Genomic DNA, 15,341 nt, shown 5'->3' with positions numbered 1-15,341 from the left:
CACGCTTGTAGCATAATGTGTTAGATTGTGCCGATAAGTCCGCAAACTAAATGAAGTTTTAGAAAATATTTCGGTAATGTCCGGTGCGGTTACAAACCGCACCTACTGAGTTTGTGGAAAATTGGAATTACCGATTTAAATAATTAATCTTCATACAGTTTGCGCTACAAAGTGTAAAACAATCCGAGCCGTTTGAGTGAAAGACAAGGTCTGCATGTCTGAAAGTCTTGTAGGTAGCAACTTGAGTTACGCTAATGGACGTGCGATAAATCGCACTACTACGAACTTGCCCTCAAACTCAAAGTTGACGAAGCACTACTATACTACAAACGGGCTGATGTTATAGGTATTGCGCTGCTTTTTCTTTTAGGAAGGCGAGTCCGTCGGTAGCCAGGCTCTCGGCACTGGGTGCGATGTCGCGCCAAATACACGTCGCAGCAGCAATTTCTTTGACTGCTGGTGTAAACGATTCAATCACAAGCCATCTGTCGTAGTTCACTGTGGCGAGTGCACCAAATACGCCGTCCCAATCCACAGGTCCTGTGCCAGGGGTGCCGCGGTCATTCTCACAACAGTGAACGTGATGCAAGAAATCGCCGGTGGCAATAATGGCGTCCGCCTGATTTTTTTCTTCGATGTTCATGTGGAACGTATCGAGGTGAACCTTGAAATATGGGCTATCCACGGCTTGCGCGAGTTTGACGGCATCTTCGGCAATGTTGACGAAGTAGGTTTCAAATCGGTTGAGCGGTTCGCTGGCGAGCGTGACACCGTGCTGTCCTGCGAATTCAGCGATCTCTTGTAGTCCTTCAACGCACCAGTCCCATTCTTGTTGATTTCTGCCTCTGCCGACGAGTTTACCGACTGCGCTATACATGGGACCGACGAAGGTATCTCCGCCCAACTCAGCGATAATCTCGATGGCGCGCTTGAGGTAGACCTTCCCGGTTTCACGGATAGCAGGATCCTCGTCGATTGGATTCCTATCGGGTCCCATGATGTTACAACCGATGGGTTCCAAACCCGTTGCTTTGAGTGCTGCTTGTGTGTGTGGCATATCTACCGTGTCTGGATCGAAGATTGGGATTTCAACGCCCTCGAATCCCATCTCCGCGACTTTGGGAATGAGGTCTACGGTTTCTCTATCAAACTTATCTGCCCAGAGTAATAAATTTACACCAAATTTTGGCATTTTATGTTGTTCTCCTTATTGCATGTACTATCTCTGCAGTGTAGCATAAATTCAAAAGCGTTTTCAACTTTTTTGTCATAACTGTAAGGGAGCTGCAACGCTTTTCCGAAGGTTCCAAAAGCAGATTGACTTAAATCGTTCTTTGACATACAATCATTCCAAAAAAAGGGCAGGGTCATTCAGTTTTCCAATAATTTACGTCCGGAAGCCCGAACTTGTTGGGGAAAAGTGTGCTATCCCGAATAAATTCGGGCATCCATCAAGATATCTCCTTCACATAAGTAAACTTATCCCTTAAAACTAAATAGCCCTGAAAAAAGGGAGTTACAATGAACACAACAGATCGCCCGAATATCCTTTGGATCTCTGTAGAGGATACAACGCCCCGTTTCGGCTGTTACGGGGACCCGATCGCCCGTACACCCAATATTGACCGGCTCGCTGCTGGCGGATGTCGGTTTCCGAACGCGTTTTCGACGGCTGGGGTCTGTGCACCGAGTCGTTCCGCTATTATCACCGGTATGTATCAGACTTCCATCGGCACACATCACCATCGGACAACGCATACACACGAAAGTACACCGGACCTACCTACGCCGTATTCTGTTGTGCCGCCTCCTTATGTGAAAACATTCACCGAATACCTGAGAGGGGCAGGCTATTATTGCACCAACAATAGCAAAACAGACTATCAGTTTACACCCCCTATCACAGCGTGGGATGACAATAGCAATCAAGGGCACTGGCGAAATCGTTCGGACGGGCAACCCTTCTTTTCCGTTTTTAACCCAATCGTTACACACGAAAGTGGTATGTGGGAAAAGGAAGATCGTCCACTGACCACGAATCCAGATGACGTGGAATTACCGCCTTATTTACCAAATACACCGAAAGCCCGCGCCGCATTGGCGCGACAGTACGATAACCTCGCCACTGCCGATGCACGGGTCGGCGAGTTGTTAGATCAACTCGAAGCAGATGGACTCGCAGAGAATACCATTGTTTTTCTCTGGAGCGATCACGGTGAAGGACTCCCGCGCGGTAAACGGTGGCCCTATGATGCGGGGATCCGAATTCCGTTGATTGTGCGTTGGCACGAAGTGCTTCATCCAGGGAGTGAAAGCGATCAATTGGTGAGTTTGATTGATCTCGGTCCCACTGTGCTTTCGTTATGTGGGGTTCAAGCACCGCAGCACCTACACGGACAGCCCTTCCTTGGACCAGAAAAAGTGGAACGTGAATATATTTTTGCGACGCGCGACCGCCTTGATTTATCGTATCAGATGTTGCGTGCTGTACGTGATAAAAGGTATAAATACATCCGAAATTATTATCCCGAACAGCCGTATCTCCTCTGGGATCCTTACCGTAATGACCATCCCGTGATGCAGGAGATGTGGCGACTTCATACCGAAGGCAAATTAGAGGGCGATCAATTGGCCATGTTCCAATCACCGCGCCCCGCTGAAGAACTCTACGATCTGGAAAATGACACGTATGAACTCAACAATTTAGCAGAAAACGCAGCACACGCAAATGTACTTAAACGGATGCGAGAAACGTTGACAGGGTGGCAATCGAAATTCGGGGATATGGGGCATATATCTGAAGAAGAAATGGTAGCGAAGTGGTATCCTAATGGCATACAACCCCAAACGGCATCACCCCTTTTCATTCCGATTAACGCCTCTAACCCCGGCACGGTGCCTGCGCATGAAGATGGAGAATGGGACGCACCGCTGCTGCTGCAACTCTACTGTTCAACACAAGGTGCCTCAATTGCGTATACAACCGAACAAGGTGAAGATGTCCGATGGCAGTTGTATACAGAACCTTTGCGTTTACCGAAAGGTGAAACCGTTATAAGAGCAAAAGCAATTCGGATCGGTTACAAAGAGAGCGATGAAAAATCTCTAAAATTCACAACTTTAGACAACTATAAGGGCACAACTTAACAGGTTATGCTACAAATCCCTTCTAAAAAGGTATTTCGGTGCGAGTAGCGTCAGCGAGATGCCACGCGCGACCAAGAGGAGTGTTAGCGCGCACCACAACCCATGATTACCGTGAGGCATCAACAGATAGACAGCACTTAGATAGATGAGTGTTGACACAATCGCTGAATCGCGCAGTGCCTTAGAAGCAGTTGCACCCAGAAAAATACCGTCCCAAATGTAGGCAGCAACATTGACGACTGGTGCGATGATTATCCAGATAAGATAAGGCTTCGCCCCTTCAATAAGGGGCATCTGATTTGTAAAAAGATATAGCATTTGCTTTCCAAGGACCGCGAAAACTAACGTAATCGCAATGCCAAACAGGAACGCCCAAAGGAAGATTTGACGCGTCGTCCGTTTGAGATTTTGCATATCTCTTGCCCCTTTGTATTTGCCAATCATGCTCTCTGCTGCAAAAGCGAAACCGTCAATCGCATAAGACATTAGGTTAATGTACTGTAGTAGAATCGTGTTGATTGCCAAGAAGGTATCCCCCATGGCGGCGGATTTTGCTGTGAAATAGGCGTGGCTGAACACCAAACAGAGGGTGCGAATGAAAATGTCGCCACTAATACTTAGAAATCGTTTAAGTTTAGAGAATGCCAAAATTTCTTGAATATTCCAAGTCGTTAGAAGGCTTCGATAGCGTTTGAAGAAAAGTAGAATTGCCAAAAGCAATCCGATATATTGTGCAATAGCCGTTGCTAATGCGACACCTGCCACCTTCATGCCGAGCAACTTCACAAACACCAAATTCAGAATGATATTAATGAGATTCACCACAATCGTCAACAGCATCGGGTAATGGGCGTTCTGTAAGCCTAAGAAGACCCCGTGGAAGGCGTAGAGGCATAAGGTCGCAGGGGCGGCATAGATACGGATATGGAAGTAAACACGGGCAAGGTGTTCGACTTCAGGACTCGCATCAATGAGCGAAAAACTAACATCCGCGAACTGCCGTTGAAAAATAAGGAGGAGTAAGCTTGCTGTGATGCCGATGTATACCGCTCTTAGCAGTAAACGTCCGCATTCTTGGAGGTTTTTTTCTCCGAAAGCCTGTGCTGTGAGTCCTGTGGTTGCCATTCGGAGGAAACCGAAACCCCAATAGATAAAGCTGAAAAGAATGCCGCCGATGCCGACTGCACCCAGATAGTGTTCGGATTCTAACCGTCCCATCAAAGCAGTATCCACGGCACCTAAAAGGGGGATGGAGAAATTGCTAATAATGTTCGGGATCGTAAGATTAACAATCTGCTTATTGACGTTTTCAGAGGTATGCATAGGGGTTTCCGTTCTATATCTGCTTTAGAGTTTACCGGTAACTGCGATGAAAATCAAGTTCTATTTTTTTGAAGATAACCGAAACGCTTCGTAACTAAAGAGAAGAAATGAAGAATTTCTTTGTAATTTTGGTAAAAATTTAGTATACTAATTAATGATGAAGCATTGGTGTTACGAGTTTACTGCCAAATTAATCGGATTTTTCGTATGCCGACTGCCACGTTCGGTGACGTTAACGATTGGAGGTCAGTTAGGTGCTCTCATATTCCGGCTGGCACCGCAGCAAAGAGCGTTAGCGTGTGAGCATCTGCGGCGCAGCTTGGACTGGACGGATGAACGCCAGATTCGGTCGATAGCCAAGCAGTGCTTTGAAAATTTAGGCAAGAATATCTTTGAATTTATGCAATTTCCGCGTATGAATTCAAAGCAAATTCAGCAATATGTTAGTTTTGAAGGCACTGAGTATGTAAAACAAGCACTCGCGCACGGGAAAGGTGCCATCATTCTAACGGGCCATTTCGGGAATTGGGAGCTGCTGGCAGCAAGCATTTCTGCTACAATTGCGCCACTGACCCCTATTGTTCGCGAATTGCGTTCCCCCCGTTTAAACGCCTTGGTTTCGAGTTACCGATCGCAAGCGGGTTATACGACGATTGATCGGGATACAGGGATTCGTCAGGCACTTCGATGCCTCAAACGTAATGAACTGCTGGGTATTGTCGCCGATGTGGACACAAGTGTGAGTGGGGTTTTCGTCGATTTTTTCGGTAGACCTGCCTATACACCGTATAGTCCTGTCGCTATTGCCCTTAAAACAGGGGCGGCCGTACTCCCAACATTTATTATCCGTCAACCCGATGGTTCACACCGCGCAATTATTGAACCACCCTTGGTGTTCCAACGGACCGACGGAAAAGAGAAGGACCTTGTTATTAATACACAAAAATTCACAAAAATTATCGAATCCTACATTCGGCAATACCCGGCGCAGTGGATTTGGATGCATCAACGGTGGAAAACCCGACCTTAGTTGCATTCTCACGTGTTTGGGTCTGTGTTTGTTGCTTTGCGTGACCGGTTGTAAAAGTGCAGAAACCCCAGTCGGTACGACTGACGAATCCATAGAGGCGGTTCCGACGCAGCAACTCGAACGGTTCGCTACACAGCACACGGAAGCGGGTGTCCTTAAATGGACGCTTATCGGGGATACCTCAACATTCCGCGGCAGTTATGTTGAAGTGGAAAATCCGACAGTTGAGATTTTTGAAGACGGTGTTGTTTCTCTCACTTTGAATAGTAAGAAGGGTAAGCAGTTTTTGACCGGGAGTGAGAAAGATAACCTGCATCTTTCAGGAGAAGTCGTCGGTGTCAGTAAAGATGGTACTTTGTATAGTGAGCTTCTCCATTGGCAGAACCGGGCGGGTCGGTTGTATGCGCCAGACGAAGTGACGCTTGTACGTGGAGATTCCACCTGGGTCGGAACGGAAATGTATGCGAATCCGACGCTTGAAACCGTAAAAATGAAAAACAATCAATTTAAACTTTATCCAAAAGATGAGAAAACTGATGAATATCACAAAACCTCTGTTGTGCCGGAATAGACATAGATTTCCATTTCACCTTGACACATTGTGTGATTTTTGTGTTTATGCCGGCTGCCTCTTACTTTTTGTCTGTATTGTTCCTTTAGTCCTCACCGCAGCTGAGACGGAAATCGAAACGCCCACGCCGAGCGCGGATGGTGTCGCCTCAGCCACAGAGAACAGTGTGCAGGCGGCAGAGGGTACTGAAAATGCGAATGGCGCAAGTGCCGCTGAACCTACTACGGAAACCATTACCGGTACCTCAAAAAGAATGGAGAGGTTCGAGAAAGAGGGCATAACGATTCTTATTGATGAAGCCAAGACTATCCGGTATGACGAACAGGGTGTTGAAGTTGGGTTTCTCAATGCTGATAAAATCACCCTCAAAGCCGATCCAGAAACGGGTACAACAACGGAAGTTATTGCTGTAGGCAATGTGGAGATCCGAGATCAAGATATCTTTGCTACCTGTGACCATGCTATCATGAACAACTTGACGAATACTGTTGTGCTTAAAGAGAATGTCGTGGTCTTACAGGAGAAGGATCGGCTCGAAACGAAGCTCTTTACTTTTAATAGGACAACCGGAAGGCAGACCGGTGAGGGCGGTGTCAAATTTAAAGTCACCGTTACGCAAGCAGCACCGGTAGCGGCAGAGGCGAGTGAGGACGCTGAAGGCGACGCAAGTACAGATGAGGAAGGGGCTTCCACAGATACTTCTGACCAAACTGATGCAGATACTGAAACATCTAATACAGATGGCACCACAGAAGAAGAACTTCCGGTAGATGCTGAAGACGCTGAAAGTGCGGATGCCGCGGAAGAAACTGATGCAGATTGACCAAGGATGTCAATCGTAGTGTTCTGTCAACTTTCAAATGATGGTGAAACCCCAGTTCGTAGTAGTGCGATTTATCGCACGTCAGAAACGGGCAATGAATTGCCCTACTACGAACCACCTGTTAGTTTAGATGTGACAGACTAATAGTGAGGAATCGTAAATTAGAAGTCATGACAATAGAACTTCAAGCACACAGACTCGTAAAACGGTATACACGCCGTGGACCTATCGTTGTCAATGAGGTGAACCTGTCACTCAGGCAAGGTGAAATCGTAGGGCTCTTAGGTCCCAACGGCGCGGGAAAATCGACGACCTTTTACATGGTTGTCGGGTTGATTCGTCCCAATGCTGGCAGAATTACATACGGCAATGAGGATATTACGTTCTATCCGATGTACAAACGTGCGCGGCTCGGCATTGGCTATCTTGCACAGGAGACCTCAATTTTCCGAAAATTGACAGTGCAACAGAATATTGAAGCGATTCTTGAAGCGCAAGGGGTGCCGAAATCTGAGCGTGAACCCCGTATTCGCGAACTGACGGATGAACTCGGCATTTCAAATCTCTTACTGCGCAAGGCGTATACGCTCTCAGGCGGTGAGTGTCGTCGCGCAGAAATAGCACGAGCCCTTGCGGCACAACCCGATTTCATTCTACTTGACGAACCGCTCTCTGGGATAGACCCGATTGCTGTCGCTGACATTAAGCAGCTCATCTCGCATCTACGCGATCGAAATCTCGGCGTGCTTATTACAGATCATAATGCTGTCGAAACGCTCGACATCGTTGACAGGGCATACATCATTGTTGATGGAAAAATCACACTTGCTGGAACACCCGAAGAACTCATCAACAATGAGACGGCGAGAGATCTTTATTTCGGGCACAACTTTTCCTATCAGATGCCAGAAACTATTGTGCCACCTGGGGATTAGCCCCAAGCCCGGTAGGTGCGGTTTCCAAGACAGTGCAGCGTGTCCAATTAATTCAGGACTTACTCAGAATCAAAGAGATTCACCCATTCCGACGCAGCCGGTGCGGTTAGAAACCGCACCTACCAGTGGAATGTGTTACGTAGCCGGTGCGGTTAGAAACCGCACCTACCAGTGGAATGTGTTACGTAGCCGGTGCGGTTAGAAACCGCACCTACCAGTGGAATGCGTAAGTCCTATAATTCTAAGATCTACCATAGTCCTGAACACAGCACGCATATTTAGTAGAGGGAAAAAATGTACAAAGCGCAAATTACCCAGACTCCCCAGTTGACACAAAAGATGTCTATTACACCGAGGCTGCAACAGGCGCTTAAAGTACTCAATATGCCCCTGCAGGAACTGACGCAGTTCATCACGCAAGAATTAGAACAGAACCCCCTCTTGGAACTTGAAGAAGAGACGGATCCGCCCCTTGAAGACATAGACCCGGCACTTGAATGGAATGAAACTGAAGAAAATACCGATCGAGAGGATACTGAGATCGATATTGATTGGGAGGCTGTCCTTGAGGATCGGGTCTCACTCAGTGAACGGTCAAATTCCAGATACTCGGACGCTGACGAACTTTCACTGGATGTGCCCGAAGAGCGTTTGTTGCACGAACACCTTGCTGAACAACTTCAACTCGCCTACCCGCAAATTATAACCTCCGAAACAGAACGAACTATTGGTGAATACATTCTCGGAAATTTAAATGATGATGGTCAGTTAGAGCTGAAACTCTTTCAAATGCCGTGCGAATTCATAACAGAACTCGCTAATGGAGACCTCTCAGCCGAGTTACATAGCCTTATTCAGAAAAACTTGCAAAAGACAACCGATAGCAGTGACTTCCAATTCTCGAAAACTGCTACAATTACAGAAAAAAAGACGGCATGTCCTTCTGTCGAGAATAGTGGTGGGTATATCAAGCGGGCATGGAAAATCACTGATCACGACAACCAAAAAACATATACGATTTTATACGAGCGACCGCTCTGTAGCGAAAAACTTGTTCTAAACTTCTATCAATTGACCTTAGATGATATTGCTGAGGAGGTCGGCTGTGAGAGAGCATTGGTTGAGGCGGTCCTTCGTAAAATACAAGATACCTTTGAACCCCTCGGTATTGCCTATCGGGATGTCCGGGAAGCACTGCTCATCCAGATTCGCAACCTTCAAGGCGGTGGACACCGAAATGCACAAGGGAATGGCGTGTTTCTCCCTTCAGCGCATACGGAAGAGGTGCCAAATTTTTTGCATAAAGATGGACCCACCTACCATCTTGCCCAAGAGATCGTTGAAAAACAATTTGACGCTTTTCTTAATCAGCGATGGGACGATATTGCGGAGGCACTGAAAGTTGACATCACAGAGATTGACGAAGCCGCACAGTGGATACGAACCTTATCGCCATACCCAGGTCGCTACTTCGCGGATCCAGCGACGCGCACGCTGAAAAAGGGGCCCCTCACCGAAACCGTTACACCCGATGTGGAGATACAATACCTTGATGGAAAATATCAGGCTGTGTCCGTGGATAATTACGTCCCGAGACTCCAGATAAATCCGTACTATCTGAATATCCTGCAAAAGCACCAAGAGACGTTAGATGCTGAGGCAAAGGAATGGATAGAAAAACGGTATCGTGACGCAGCAAATTTGCTCAGCAGCCTTTCACAACGTGGCAGCACAATCGCTCGCGTCACTGAAACCATCTTTGAGATACAAACCGAATTCCTAACGCAAGGCGTTAAGGGTATTAAACCGCTAACGCTGAGAACAATCGCTGAAAAACTCGGCATCCATGAGTCAACAGTCAGCCGTGTAACGAGCAATAAGTATGTGCAAACCCCACACGGTATGTATCCATTGCGATTTTTCTTCAGCAACGAACTCTCAACGACCCAAGGCGAAGGTGTTTCTGCCAAGCAGGTGAAAGGTCTGATTCAAGAAATGATTCGTGAAGAAGCCCCCGCAAAACCTCTCAGTGATCAGGCAATCAGTAATATTTTGAAAGCAAAAGGGATCCGAATCGCGAGGCGGACGATTCAGAAATACCGCGACGAATTGGGTATCCCCACATCGCGTGCAAGGTCTTCTGCCCGTGGTGTTTCTCGGTTTAATTGACCCTAATAGAAAATAGGAGGCTGAAAATGAAAGTAACTTATTCCGGACACAATTTAAAAATTACCGACGATCTTCATGCGCATATCCTGAAACGCGCCGATAAAATTGAAACCCGTTTTGGAGGCATGCACGAGTTAAATGTTGTCCTTAAGGCAGAAAAGCATCGGTTTGACGCTGAGATGATGGTCACAGCCCCACGTGTATCGTTCTATGCGAAGAGCCATACGGATGAAGTCGTCTCGGCAATCGATAGCGCAGCAGATAAGATTGTTAGCCAAATTCGTCGTTATAGGGACAGAGTAAAGGACCGAAGAAATATCGCACCACACCGAGAAGTCGTCGCGCGGCTCAATCCAAATGGTGAAGAAATGCCTTTGGAAGTTGATGTGTCTGAAGAAACGCCGGCGATTGTGGCAACGCAAGAGAAGTTTGCTGCTAAACCGCTCACTGTTGCGGAGGCTGCAACAGAACTTCAAGCCTCAAATGCAGGGTTTCTTCTGTTTCTGAACGCCGAGACGCGTCAGGTAAATCTGCTTTATGAAATGGCAAAAGGGACATACGGATGGGTAGAGCCACTCTTCGCTTAAGGATGCCCCTCGAAAACCAGTATTGGAAAGAAAGGTCTTCAAGGACATGACAAATCTTCCGAAAACCTATACGCCTCAGGAGATTGAGGAAAAATGGTACCAATTTTGGCAAAAAAAGAACTACTTTCATGCCGAAGCAACCTCCGAAAAACCGCCATACGCGATTGTGATCCCGCCGCCGAATATCACCGGTAGTCTGCATGTCGGGCATGCCCTTGACAATACGCTTCAGGATTGTCTCATTCGTTGGCGACGGATGCAAGGCTATAACGCCCTCTGGATGCCAGGGACCGACCACGCTGGTATTGTCACTGAACTTATTATGGAGCGGCAGCTCGCCGAAGAAGGCACGAGTCGAACTGCGCTCGGTCGCGAAAAATTCATTGAGCGGATGTGGCAGTGGAAAGCAGAGTCTGCCGGTTATATCGTCTCTCAACTCCAGCAAATCGGATGCTCCTGCGATTGGGAACGCGAGCGTTTCACACTTGATGAAGGGCTTTCTGAAGCCGTCCGCACCGCTTTCGTCAAATTCTACGAGCAGGGACTCATCTATCAAGATACCTATATGGCAAATTGGTGTCCGCAGTGTAACACTGTCATCAGTAATCTTGAGGTGGAACCCATTGATATAGACGGTAACTTTTATCACATCCGTTATCCTGTGAAAGATAGTCAGATTGTACTTGAAATTGCGACAACGCGACCGGAGACAATGTTAGGCGATACTGCTGTTGCTGTGCATCCCGACGATGAACGCTACCAACACCTCATCGGGAAAAAGGTACACCTTCCGCTATGTGATCGGGAGATTCCGATCATTGCCGACCCTTATGTTGATAGAGAGTTCGGTACGGGCGCGCTGAAAGTGACACCCGCACACGATACGAACGACTATGAAATCGGTTTGCGGCATGATCTCGAACAGTGTATCGTGTTTACCCGAGATGGATATATAAACGAAAACGCACCAGAAAAATATGTCGGCTTATCAAGGTCTGACTGTCGTGAGCGTGTTGTTGAAGATTTACAGAACGCTGATTACCTCGTCAAAATTGTGCCACATCGGCACGCCGTTGGGCACCATGATCGGTGCGGTGCAGTTGTTGAACCGACTATATCCTTGCAGTGGTTTATGAATGTCAAACCGCTTGCACAGCGCGCAATAGCGGCGACCCAAAAAGGAGAAGTCCAGTTTATACCAGAGCGTGAAACAGCGCGTTTCTATCATTGGATGGAGAACATCGAACCGTGGCCCATTGCACGCCAACGGTGGTGGGGACATCGAATTCCGATATGGTACTGTAACGCATGCGACGCGATTACCGCTGCGATGGAAACACCGCAGCAATGCGAATGTGGGGCTTCGGATTTCCGACAAGAAGAAGATGTTTTGGATACTTGGTTCAGCTCTGGACTCTGGCCCTTCTCCACTATGGGATGGCCGGCGGAAACACCCGAATTAAAGACCTTCTACCCTACCTCTGTCCTTGTGAGCGGTTGGGATATTCTTTTCTTCTGGGTAGCAAGGATGATAATGTTGGGGTTGGGTTGTATGGACGAGGTGCCGTTCCGGACTGTCTATCTACACGGACTTGTCGCTGATGAAAAGGGTGAGAAAATGAGCAAGTCAAAGGGAAATAGCATTGACCCCTTGGAGACAATTGCGACCTATGGGGCTGACGCTTTCCGTTTCGCACTCGCAAACGTGAGTACACCACTCCCTTATGTCGCGCTCCCCGAATCACAGATTGAGGCGGGTAGACGGTTCGCCAATAAAATCTGGAACGCCGCCCGATTTATTCTCATGAATTTGGAGAAACATCCTGTTCCTACTGAAACAGGGACGGTGGAAACTCACCAAGAAATACTGGAAATCGCGTGGATACGGAGCCGTCTTAACGACACCATTGAAACAGCGACGGATGCCCTCGAAAACTTCCGATTCTATGAAGCAGCACAGGTGCTTTATGCCTTCCTCTGGCATGAATTTTGTGATTGGTACTTGGAATTCACCAAGCAACGGATTGCTCAAGATGAACCGGAAGCACTCTGGGTGGCTGCCGATGTTTTGGAGCAGACGATGCGGCTTATCCATCCGATCATGCCGTTTCTGAGTGAGGAGATTTGGCAACAGCTCCCGCATGGCGGTAGCAGAAGCGAATTCGCAGCGGATAAAAGTTCGGTAACCATCGCGCCGTGGCCAGAGCCGATGGGAGAAAATTCGACGGCAGAAGCCACTATGGCAACGCTCATGGAAGTCATTGAGAGCATACGGAGCATTCGGGGTGAGTTAAATGTTCCAATGGGTGCATCTGTAGAAGTCCACATCCAGTGTCCAGATGCTGAGATTCGGGACCGCCTCGAAAGGTATCTCGCGCAGTACTTGCCGGCTTTTACGCGAGTCGCAGGTGTCACCATTGCTGAAACGTTACAAAAGCCTCCTGCTTCAGCAGAAGCCGTGATTGGCGAACTTGCTATCTACATCCCACTTGCGGATGTCATTGATCTCGACGCTGAACATGCAAGGCTCAGTAAACGGTATCAGCAGGCAGTCAAGGACGTAACAGCAGCGCAGAAGACTTTAGATAATCCCAATTTTATCCAACGTGCCCCCGAAAAAGTCGTCGCCCAAAAGAGAGCGCAACTGGAGCGGCTACTGGTTGAACAGGAAAAGTTAGCGCGAAGCATCGGAATGTTGACCGAATCAGCAGAGGGAAATGATGGCTGATATGCAATCTGACACATCTACAGGTCTCTTGCTGAATAATGATCACTGCTTTGTTTGTGGGATGAAAAATCCGTTCGGGCTCCAGGTTAAACCCGAAATTGAAGACGGTGGGGCATCGGTTCGCATTGAATGCACGCCCTCGGAACATTTGCAAGGTTGGGCGGACATTCTACACGGTGGTATCCTCAGCACCTTGTTGGATGAAGCGATTACTTATATTGGGATTGGCACGTTCGGACAGCACGCGGTAACAGCACAACTTGAGGTCCGTTTTCGTAATCCGGCACCGACTCGCGTGAAACTATTTGTTTCTGCAGAGCGTATTAAAGTTTCACGAAGGTTGGTGGAGGCAAAAGCGGAGGTTCGGCTCACGGACGGGACGCTTATCGCTACAGGCGTGGGTAAGGTCGTGCCTGTCAGTGAAAGTTTCGCACCTAAGACATCAGTTGAGTAAAAAGTCTGAACTATTAGTCTGTCAACCTTCAAATGATAGGGAAACCCCGGTTCGTAGTAGTGCGATTTATCGCACGTCAGGAACGGGCAATGAATTGCCCTACTACAAACTGCCTCTCAGTTTAGATGTGACAGAACACTATGACTGATGTCAACTACCCCCCGCTAAAGCAGGGGGCTTGTGTCAAACCATCAAACAGCGATAACTGGTTGGGGTTCTTAAACCCGAATGCTTTATTGGGGGTGTTTCTCGCTTCATAGAGGTCGGTAACCCAACGCTCTCCACGAAGGGCAGCAGCTGCCCTGAAAAGTATATTAAGTGCAGCGTTGTGGTCTCGGTCTAAAGACGTGCCACAAAACTGACAATCAAAGGTGCGTATCGCCAGCGAAAGTTTCTTTGGCGATTTCTGACCGCAACACGAGCAGATTTGCGAAGTGTTTTTGGGGTCAACTTGATGGAAATGGAAACCGTCTCTTTCGGCTATGTTTCCAGCCCAGTCAAAGAATGTTCCCCAAGACGCATCACTAATACTCTTGCTGAGGTGTTTGTTTTCAACCATGTTTGAGATTCTCAAAGATTCTGAAATGAGAACGTTATTTTTCTGATGATGAAACAGTTTGTAGACGAGTTTCCCAATGAAATCTTTACGTTTGTTTGTGGTGCGCTCATGGTGCAGCGCAACGGCATGAACGGCTTTATACCAACGCTGACTGCCTTTCTTTCGGCGTGCCAGCGTCTGATTGTGCTTATGGAGCAAGCCTTCTGCGTTGCGATACCATCTTGGGTTATCCTCTTTTTCGCCCTCAGAAGTGGTGAGGTAGTGGGTGGTTCCCATATCAACGGCAATCGCAGCCGCCGGTTCAATTTTCGGGGTATCCGGGAGTTCACAAGAGATATGGGCATACCAACCGCTTGCTTTCTTGACAAGTGTAACTTCTTTTGGGTCCCCGACAAAAGGACGGTGCATGTATATCTTGACTTCACCCAACTTTGGCACTTTCAAGCGATTATGACGAAACTCGGTTTCTATTATTGGATTTTGGCGAACACGTTTGAATCCACCTGTCGCTTCATCCTTGACTTTGTGCTTTCTCAAGCACCATGTCAGAGAACGGAGACGCGTTTTGTAGCGAGGATACCCTTTTTTCGCAGTGCCTTCTTGGCAACGTCTACGGAACGCATCAAATGCTTTCTCAACACGCTTGAGGACAGAAACTTGGAAATCTTGAGGCACGGAGCGAAAGTCGTCATATTTCTGACGGGCTGCCGTCAAAAATTTCTCTTGTTCGCCTTGAGATACAAAACGCCCTTCTTCTTCGTAGGCAGCCTTACGATTATTGCGCGCCGAATTCTGAAGTTCACAAAGGTGGCCAAACCACTGAAGCAATACGTTTTCCTGTGCTTTCGTTGGATACACAGGGTATTTGAAAGTCAATCTCATGGTATATCAGGTATCAGGCGTTTATCCCCTGAACAGTGGGAGGCAAGCACATTACCAAGCGGTAATGCTGTTCATGCTTGCCAACCTGATACAGATATTAAACCACAATTCACGAAAAATGCCAAGTGTTTTT

13 protein-coding genes are annotated in these 15,341 nt (G+C 47.6%); 10 read left to right on the top strand and 3 right to left on the bottom strand.

Features of this window, described 5'->3' with window-relative positions:
• Positions 1-340 precede the first annotated feature (340 nt).
• Positions 341-1,192 (bottom strand): sugar phosphate isomerase/epimerase, encoded by an 852-nt coding sequence (locus OXN25_04015; GenBank protein ID MDE0424020.1) that lies wholly within the window; start codon positions 1,190-1,192, stop codon positions 341-343.
• A gap of 329 nt (positions 1,193-1,521) precedes the next feature.
• On the opposite strand from OXN25_04015, the gene OXN25_04010 reads away from it, so the two are divergent.
• The gene (locus OXN25_04010) at positions 1,522-3,147 is read left to right on the top strand and encodes a sulfatase-like hydrolase/transferase (GenBank protein ID MDE0424019.1); all 1,626 of its coding nucleotides are present in this window, start codon (positions 1,522-1,524) and stop codon (positions 3,145-3,147) included.
• A 9-nt stretch (positions 3,148-3,156) separates the two neighbouring features.
• Here OXN25_04010 and OXN25_04005 read toward each other — a convergent pair whose 3' ends face one another.
• Complete coding sequence (locus OXN25_04005) at positions 3,157-4,470, bottom strand: MATE family efflux transporter (GenBank protein MDE0424018.1); 1,314 nt, start codon at positions 4,468-4,470, stop codon at positions 3,157-3,159.
• A 154-nt stretch (positions 4,471-4,624) separates the two neighbouring features.
• Between OXN25_04005 and OXN25_04000 the strand changes: the two genes are divergently transcribed.
• The 9 genes from OXN25_04000 to OXN25_03960 all read left to right on the top strand — a co-directional run bounded on the left by OXN25_04000 (position 4,625) and on the right by OXN25_03960 (position 13,767).
• Complete coding sequence (locus OXN25_04000; GenBank protein ID MDE0424017.1) at positions 4,625-5,500, top strand: lysophospholipid acyltransferase family protein; 876 nt, start codon at positions 4,625-4,627, stop codon at positions 5,498-5,500.
• On the top strand, positions 5,397-6,071 hold the full coding sequence (gene lptC, locus OXN25_03995; protein MDE0424016.1) for an LPS export ABC transporter periplasmic protein LptC: 675 nt from the start codon (positions 5,397-5,399) through the stop codon (positions 6,069-6,071). Before OXN25_04000 ends, lptC (OXN25_03995) begins: the two co-directional genes overlap by 104 nt.
• Entirely contained in the window at positions 6,037-6,894 is an 858-nt protein-coding gene (lptC, locus tag OXN25_03990) for an LPS export ABC transporter periplasmic protein LptC (protein MDE0424015.1), read from the top strand. The genes lptC (OXN25_03995) and lptC (OXN25_03990) overlap by 35 nt, the downstream gene beginning before the upstream one ends.
• A 6-nt stretch (positions 6,895-6,900) precedes the next feature.
• The gene (locus tag OXN25_03985) at positions 6,901-7,038 is read left to right on the top strand and encodes a hypothetical protein (protein ID MDE0424014.1); all 138 of its coding nucleotides are present in this window, start codon (positions 6,901-6,903) and stop codon (positions 7,036-7,038) included.
• 26 nt (positions 7,039-7,064) lie between these two features.
• Positions 7,065-7,829 (top strand): LPS export ABC transporter ATP-binding protein, encoded by a 765-nt coding sequence (lptB, locus tag OXN25_03980; GenBank protein ID MDE0424013.1) that lies wholly within the window; start codon positions 7,065-7,067, stop codon positions 7,827-7,829.
• Positions 7,830-8,123: 294 nt separating this feature from the next.
• Positions 8,124-9,998 (top strand): RNA polymerase factor sigma-54, encoded by a 1,875-nt coding sequence (gene rpoN / locus OXN25_03975; GenBank protein ID MDE0424012.1) that lies wholly within the window; start codon positions 8,124-8,126, stop codon positions 9,996-9,998.
• Positions 9,999-10,024: 26 nt separating this feature from the next.
• Complete coding sequence (gene raiA, locus OXN25_03970) at positions 10,025-10,585, top strand: ribosome-associated translation inhibitor RaiA (GenBank protein ID MDE0424011.1); 561 nt, start codon at positions 10,025-10,027, stop codon at positions 10,583-10,585.
• A 46-nt stretch (positions 10,586-10,631) separates the two neighbouring features.
• The gene (locus OXN25_03965; protein MDE0424010.1) at positions 10,632-13,313 is read left to right on the top strand and encodes a valine--tRNA ligase; all 2,682 of its coding nucleotides are present in this window, start codon (positions 10,632-10,634) and stop codon (positions 13,311-13,313) included.
• Complete coding sequence (locus OXN25_03960; protein MDE0424009.1) at positions 13,303-13,767, top strand: PaaI family thioesterase; 465 nt, start codon at positions 13,303-13,305, stop codon at positions 13,765-13,767. Before OXN25_03965 ends, OXN25_03960 begins: the two co-directional genes overlap by 11 nt.
• Positions 13,768-13,921: 154 nt before the next feature.
• On the opposite strand, the gene OXN25_03955 is transcribed toward OXN25_03960, so the two are convergent.
• Positions 13,922-15,208: an RNA-guided endonuclease TnpB family protein gene (locus OXN25_03955; GenBank protein ID MDE0424008.1), complete on the bottom strand. Its 1,287-nt coding sequence runs from the start codon at positions 15,206-15,208 to the stop codon at positions 13,922-13,924.
• Between the last annotated feature and the right edge of the window lie 133 nt (positions 15,209-15,341).

Source organism: Candidatus Poribacteria bacterium (assembly GCA_028820845.1).
Lineage (GTDB): Bacteria > Poribacteria > WGA-4E > WGA-4E > WGA-3G > WGA-3G.
The sequence above is the reverse complement of the archived record's forward strand: the minus strand, read 5'-3'. Positions and strand labels throughout refer to the sequence as shown.

Bases quoted from the DNA above. Each gene is read 5' to 3' on its own strand.
- OXN25_04015 (MDE0424020.1), bottom strand. From the start codon at position 1,192: ATGCCAAAATTTGGTGTAAATTTATTACTCTGGGCAGATAAGTTTGAT.
- OXN25_04010 (MDE0424019.1), top strand. From the start codon at position 1,522: ATGAACACAACAGATCGCCCGAATATCCTTTGGATCTCTGTAGAGGAT.
- OXN25_04005 (MDE0424018.1), bottom strand. From the start codon at position 4,470: ATGCATACCTCTGAAAACGTCAATAAGCAGATTGTTAATCTTACGATC.
- OXN25_04000 (MDE0424017.1), top strand. From the start codon at position 4,625: ATGATGAAGCATTGGTGTTACGAGTTTACTGCCAAATTAATCGGATTT.
- lptC (MDE0424015.1), top strand. From the start codon at position 6,037: ATGAATATCACAAAACCTCTGTTGTGCCGGAATAGACATAGATTTCCA.
- OXN25_03985 (MDE0424014.1), top strand. From the start codon at position 6,901: ATGTCAATCGTAGTGTTCTGTCAACTTTCAAATGATGGTGAAACCCCA.
- lptB (MDE0424013.1), top strand. From the start codon at position 7,065: ATGACAATAGAACTTCAAGCACACAGACTCGTAAAACGGTATACACGC.
- rpoN (MDE0424012.1), top strand. From the start codon at position 8,124: ATGTACAAAGCGCAAATTACCCAGACTCCCCAGTTGACACAAAAGATG.
- raiA (MDE0424011.1), top strand. From the start codon at position 10,025: ATGAAAGTAACTTATTCCGGACACAATTTAAAAATTACCGACGATCTT.
- OXN25_03965 (MDE0424010.1), top strand. From the start codon at position 10,632: ATGACAAATCTTCCGAAAACCTATACGCCTCAGGAGATTGAGGAAAAA.
- OXN25_03960 (MDE0424009.1), top strand. From the start codon at position 13,303: ATGATGGCTGATATGCAATCTGACACATCTACAGGTCTCTTGCTGAAT.
- OXN25_03955 (MDE0424008.1), bottom strand. From the start codon at position 15,208: ATGAGATTGACTTTCAAATACCCTGTGTATCCAACGAAAGCACAGGAA.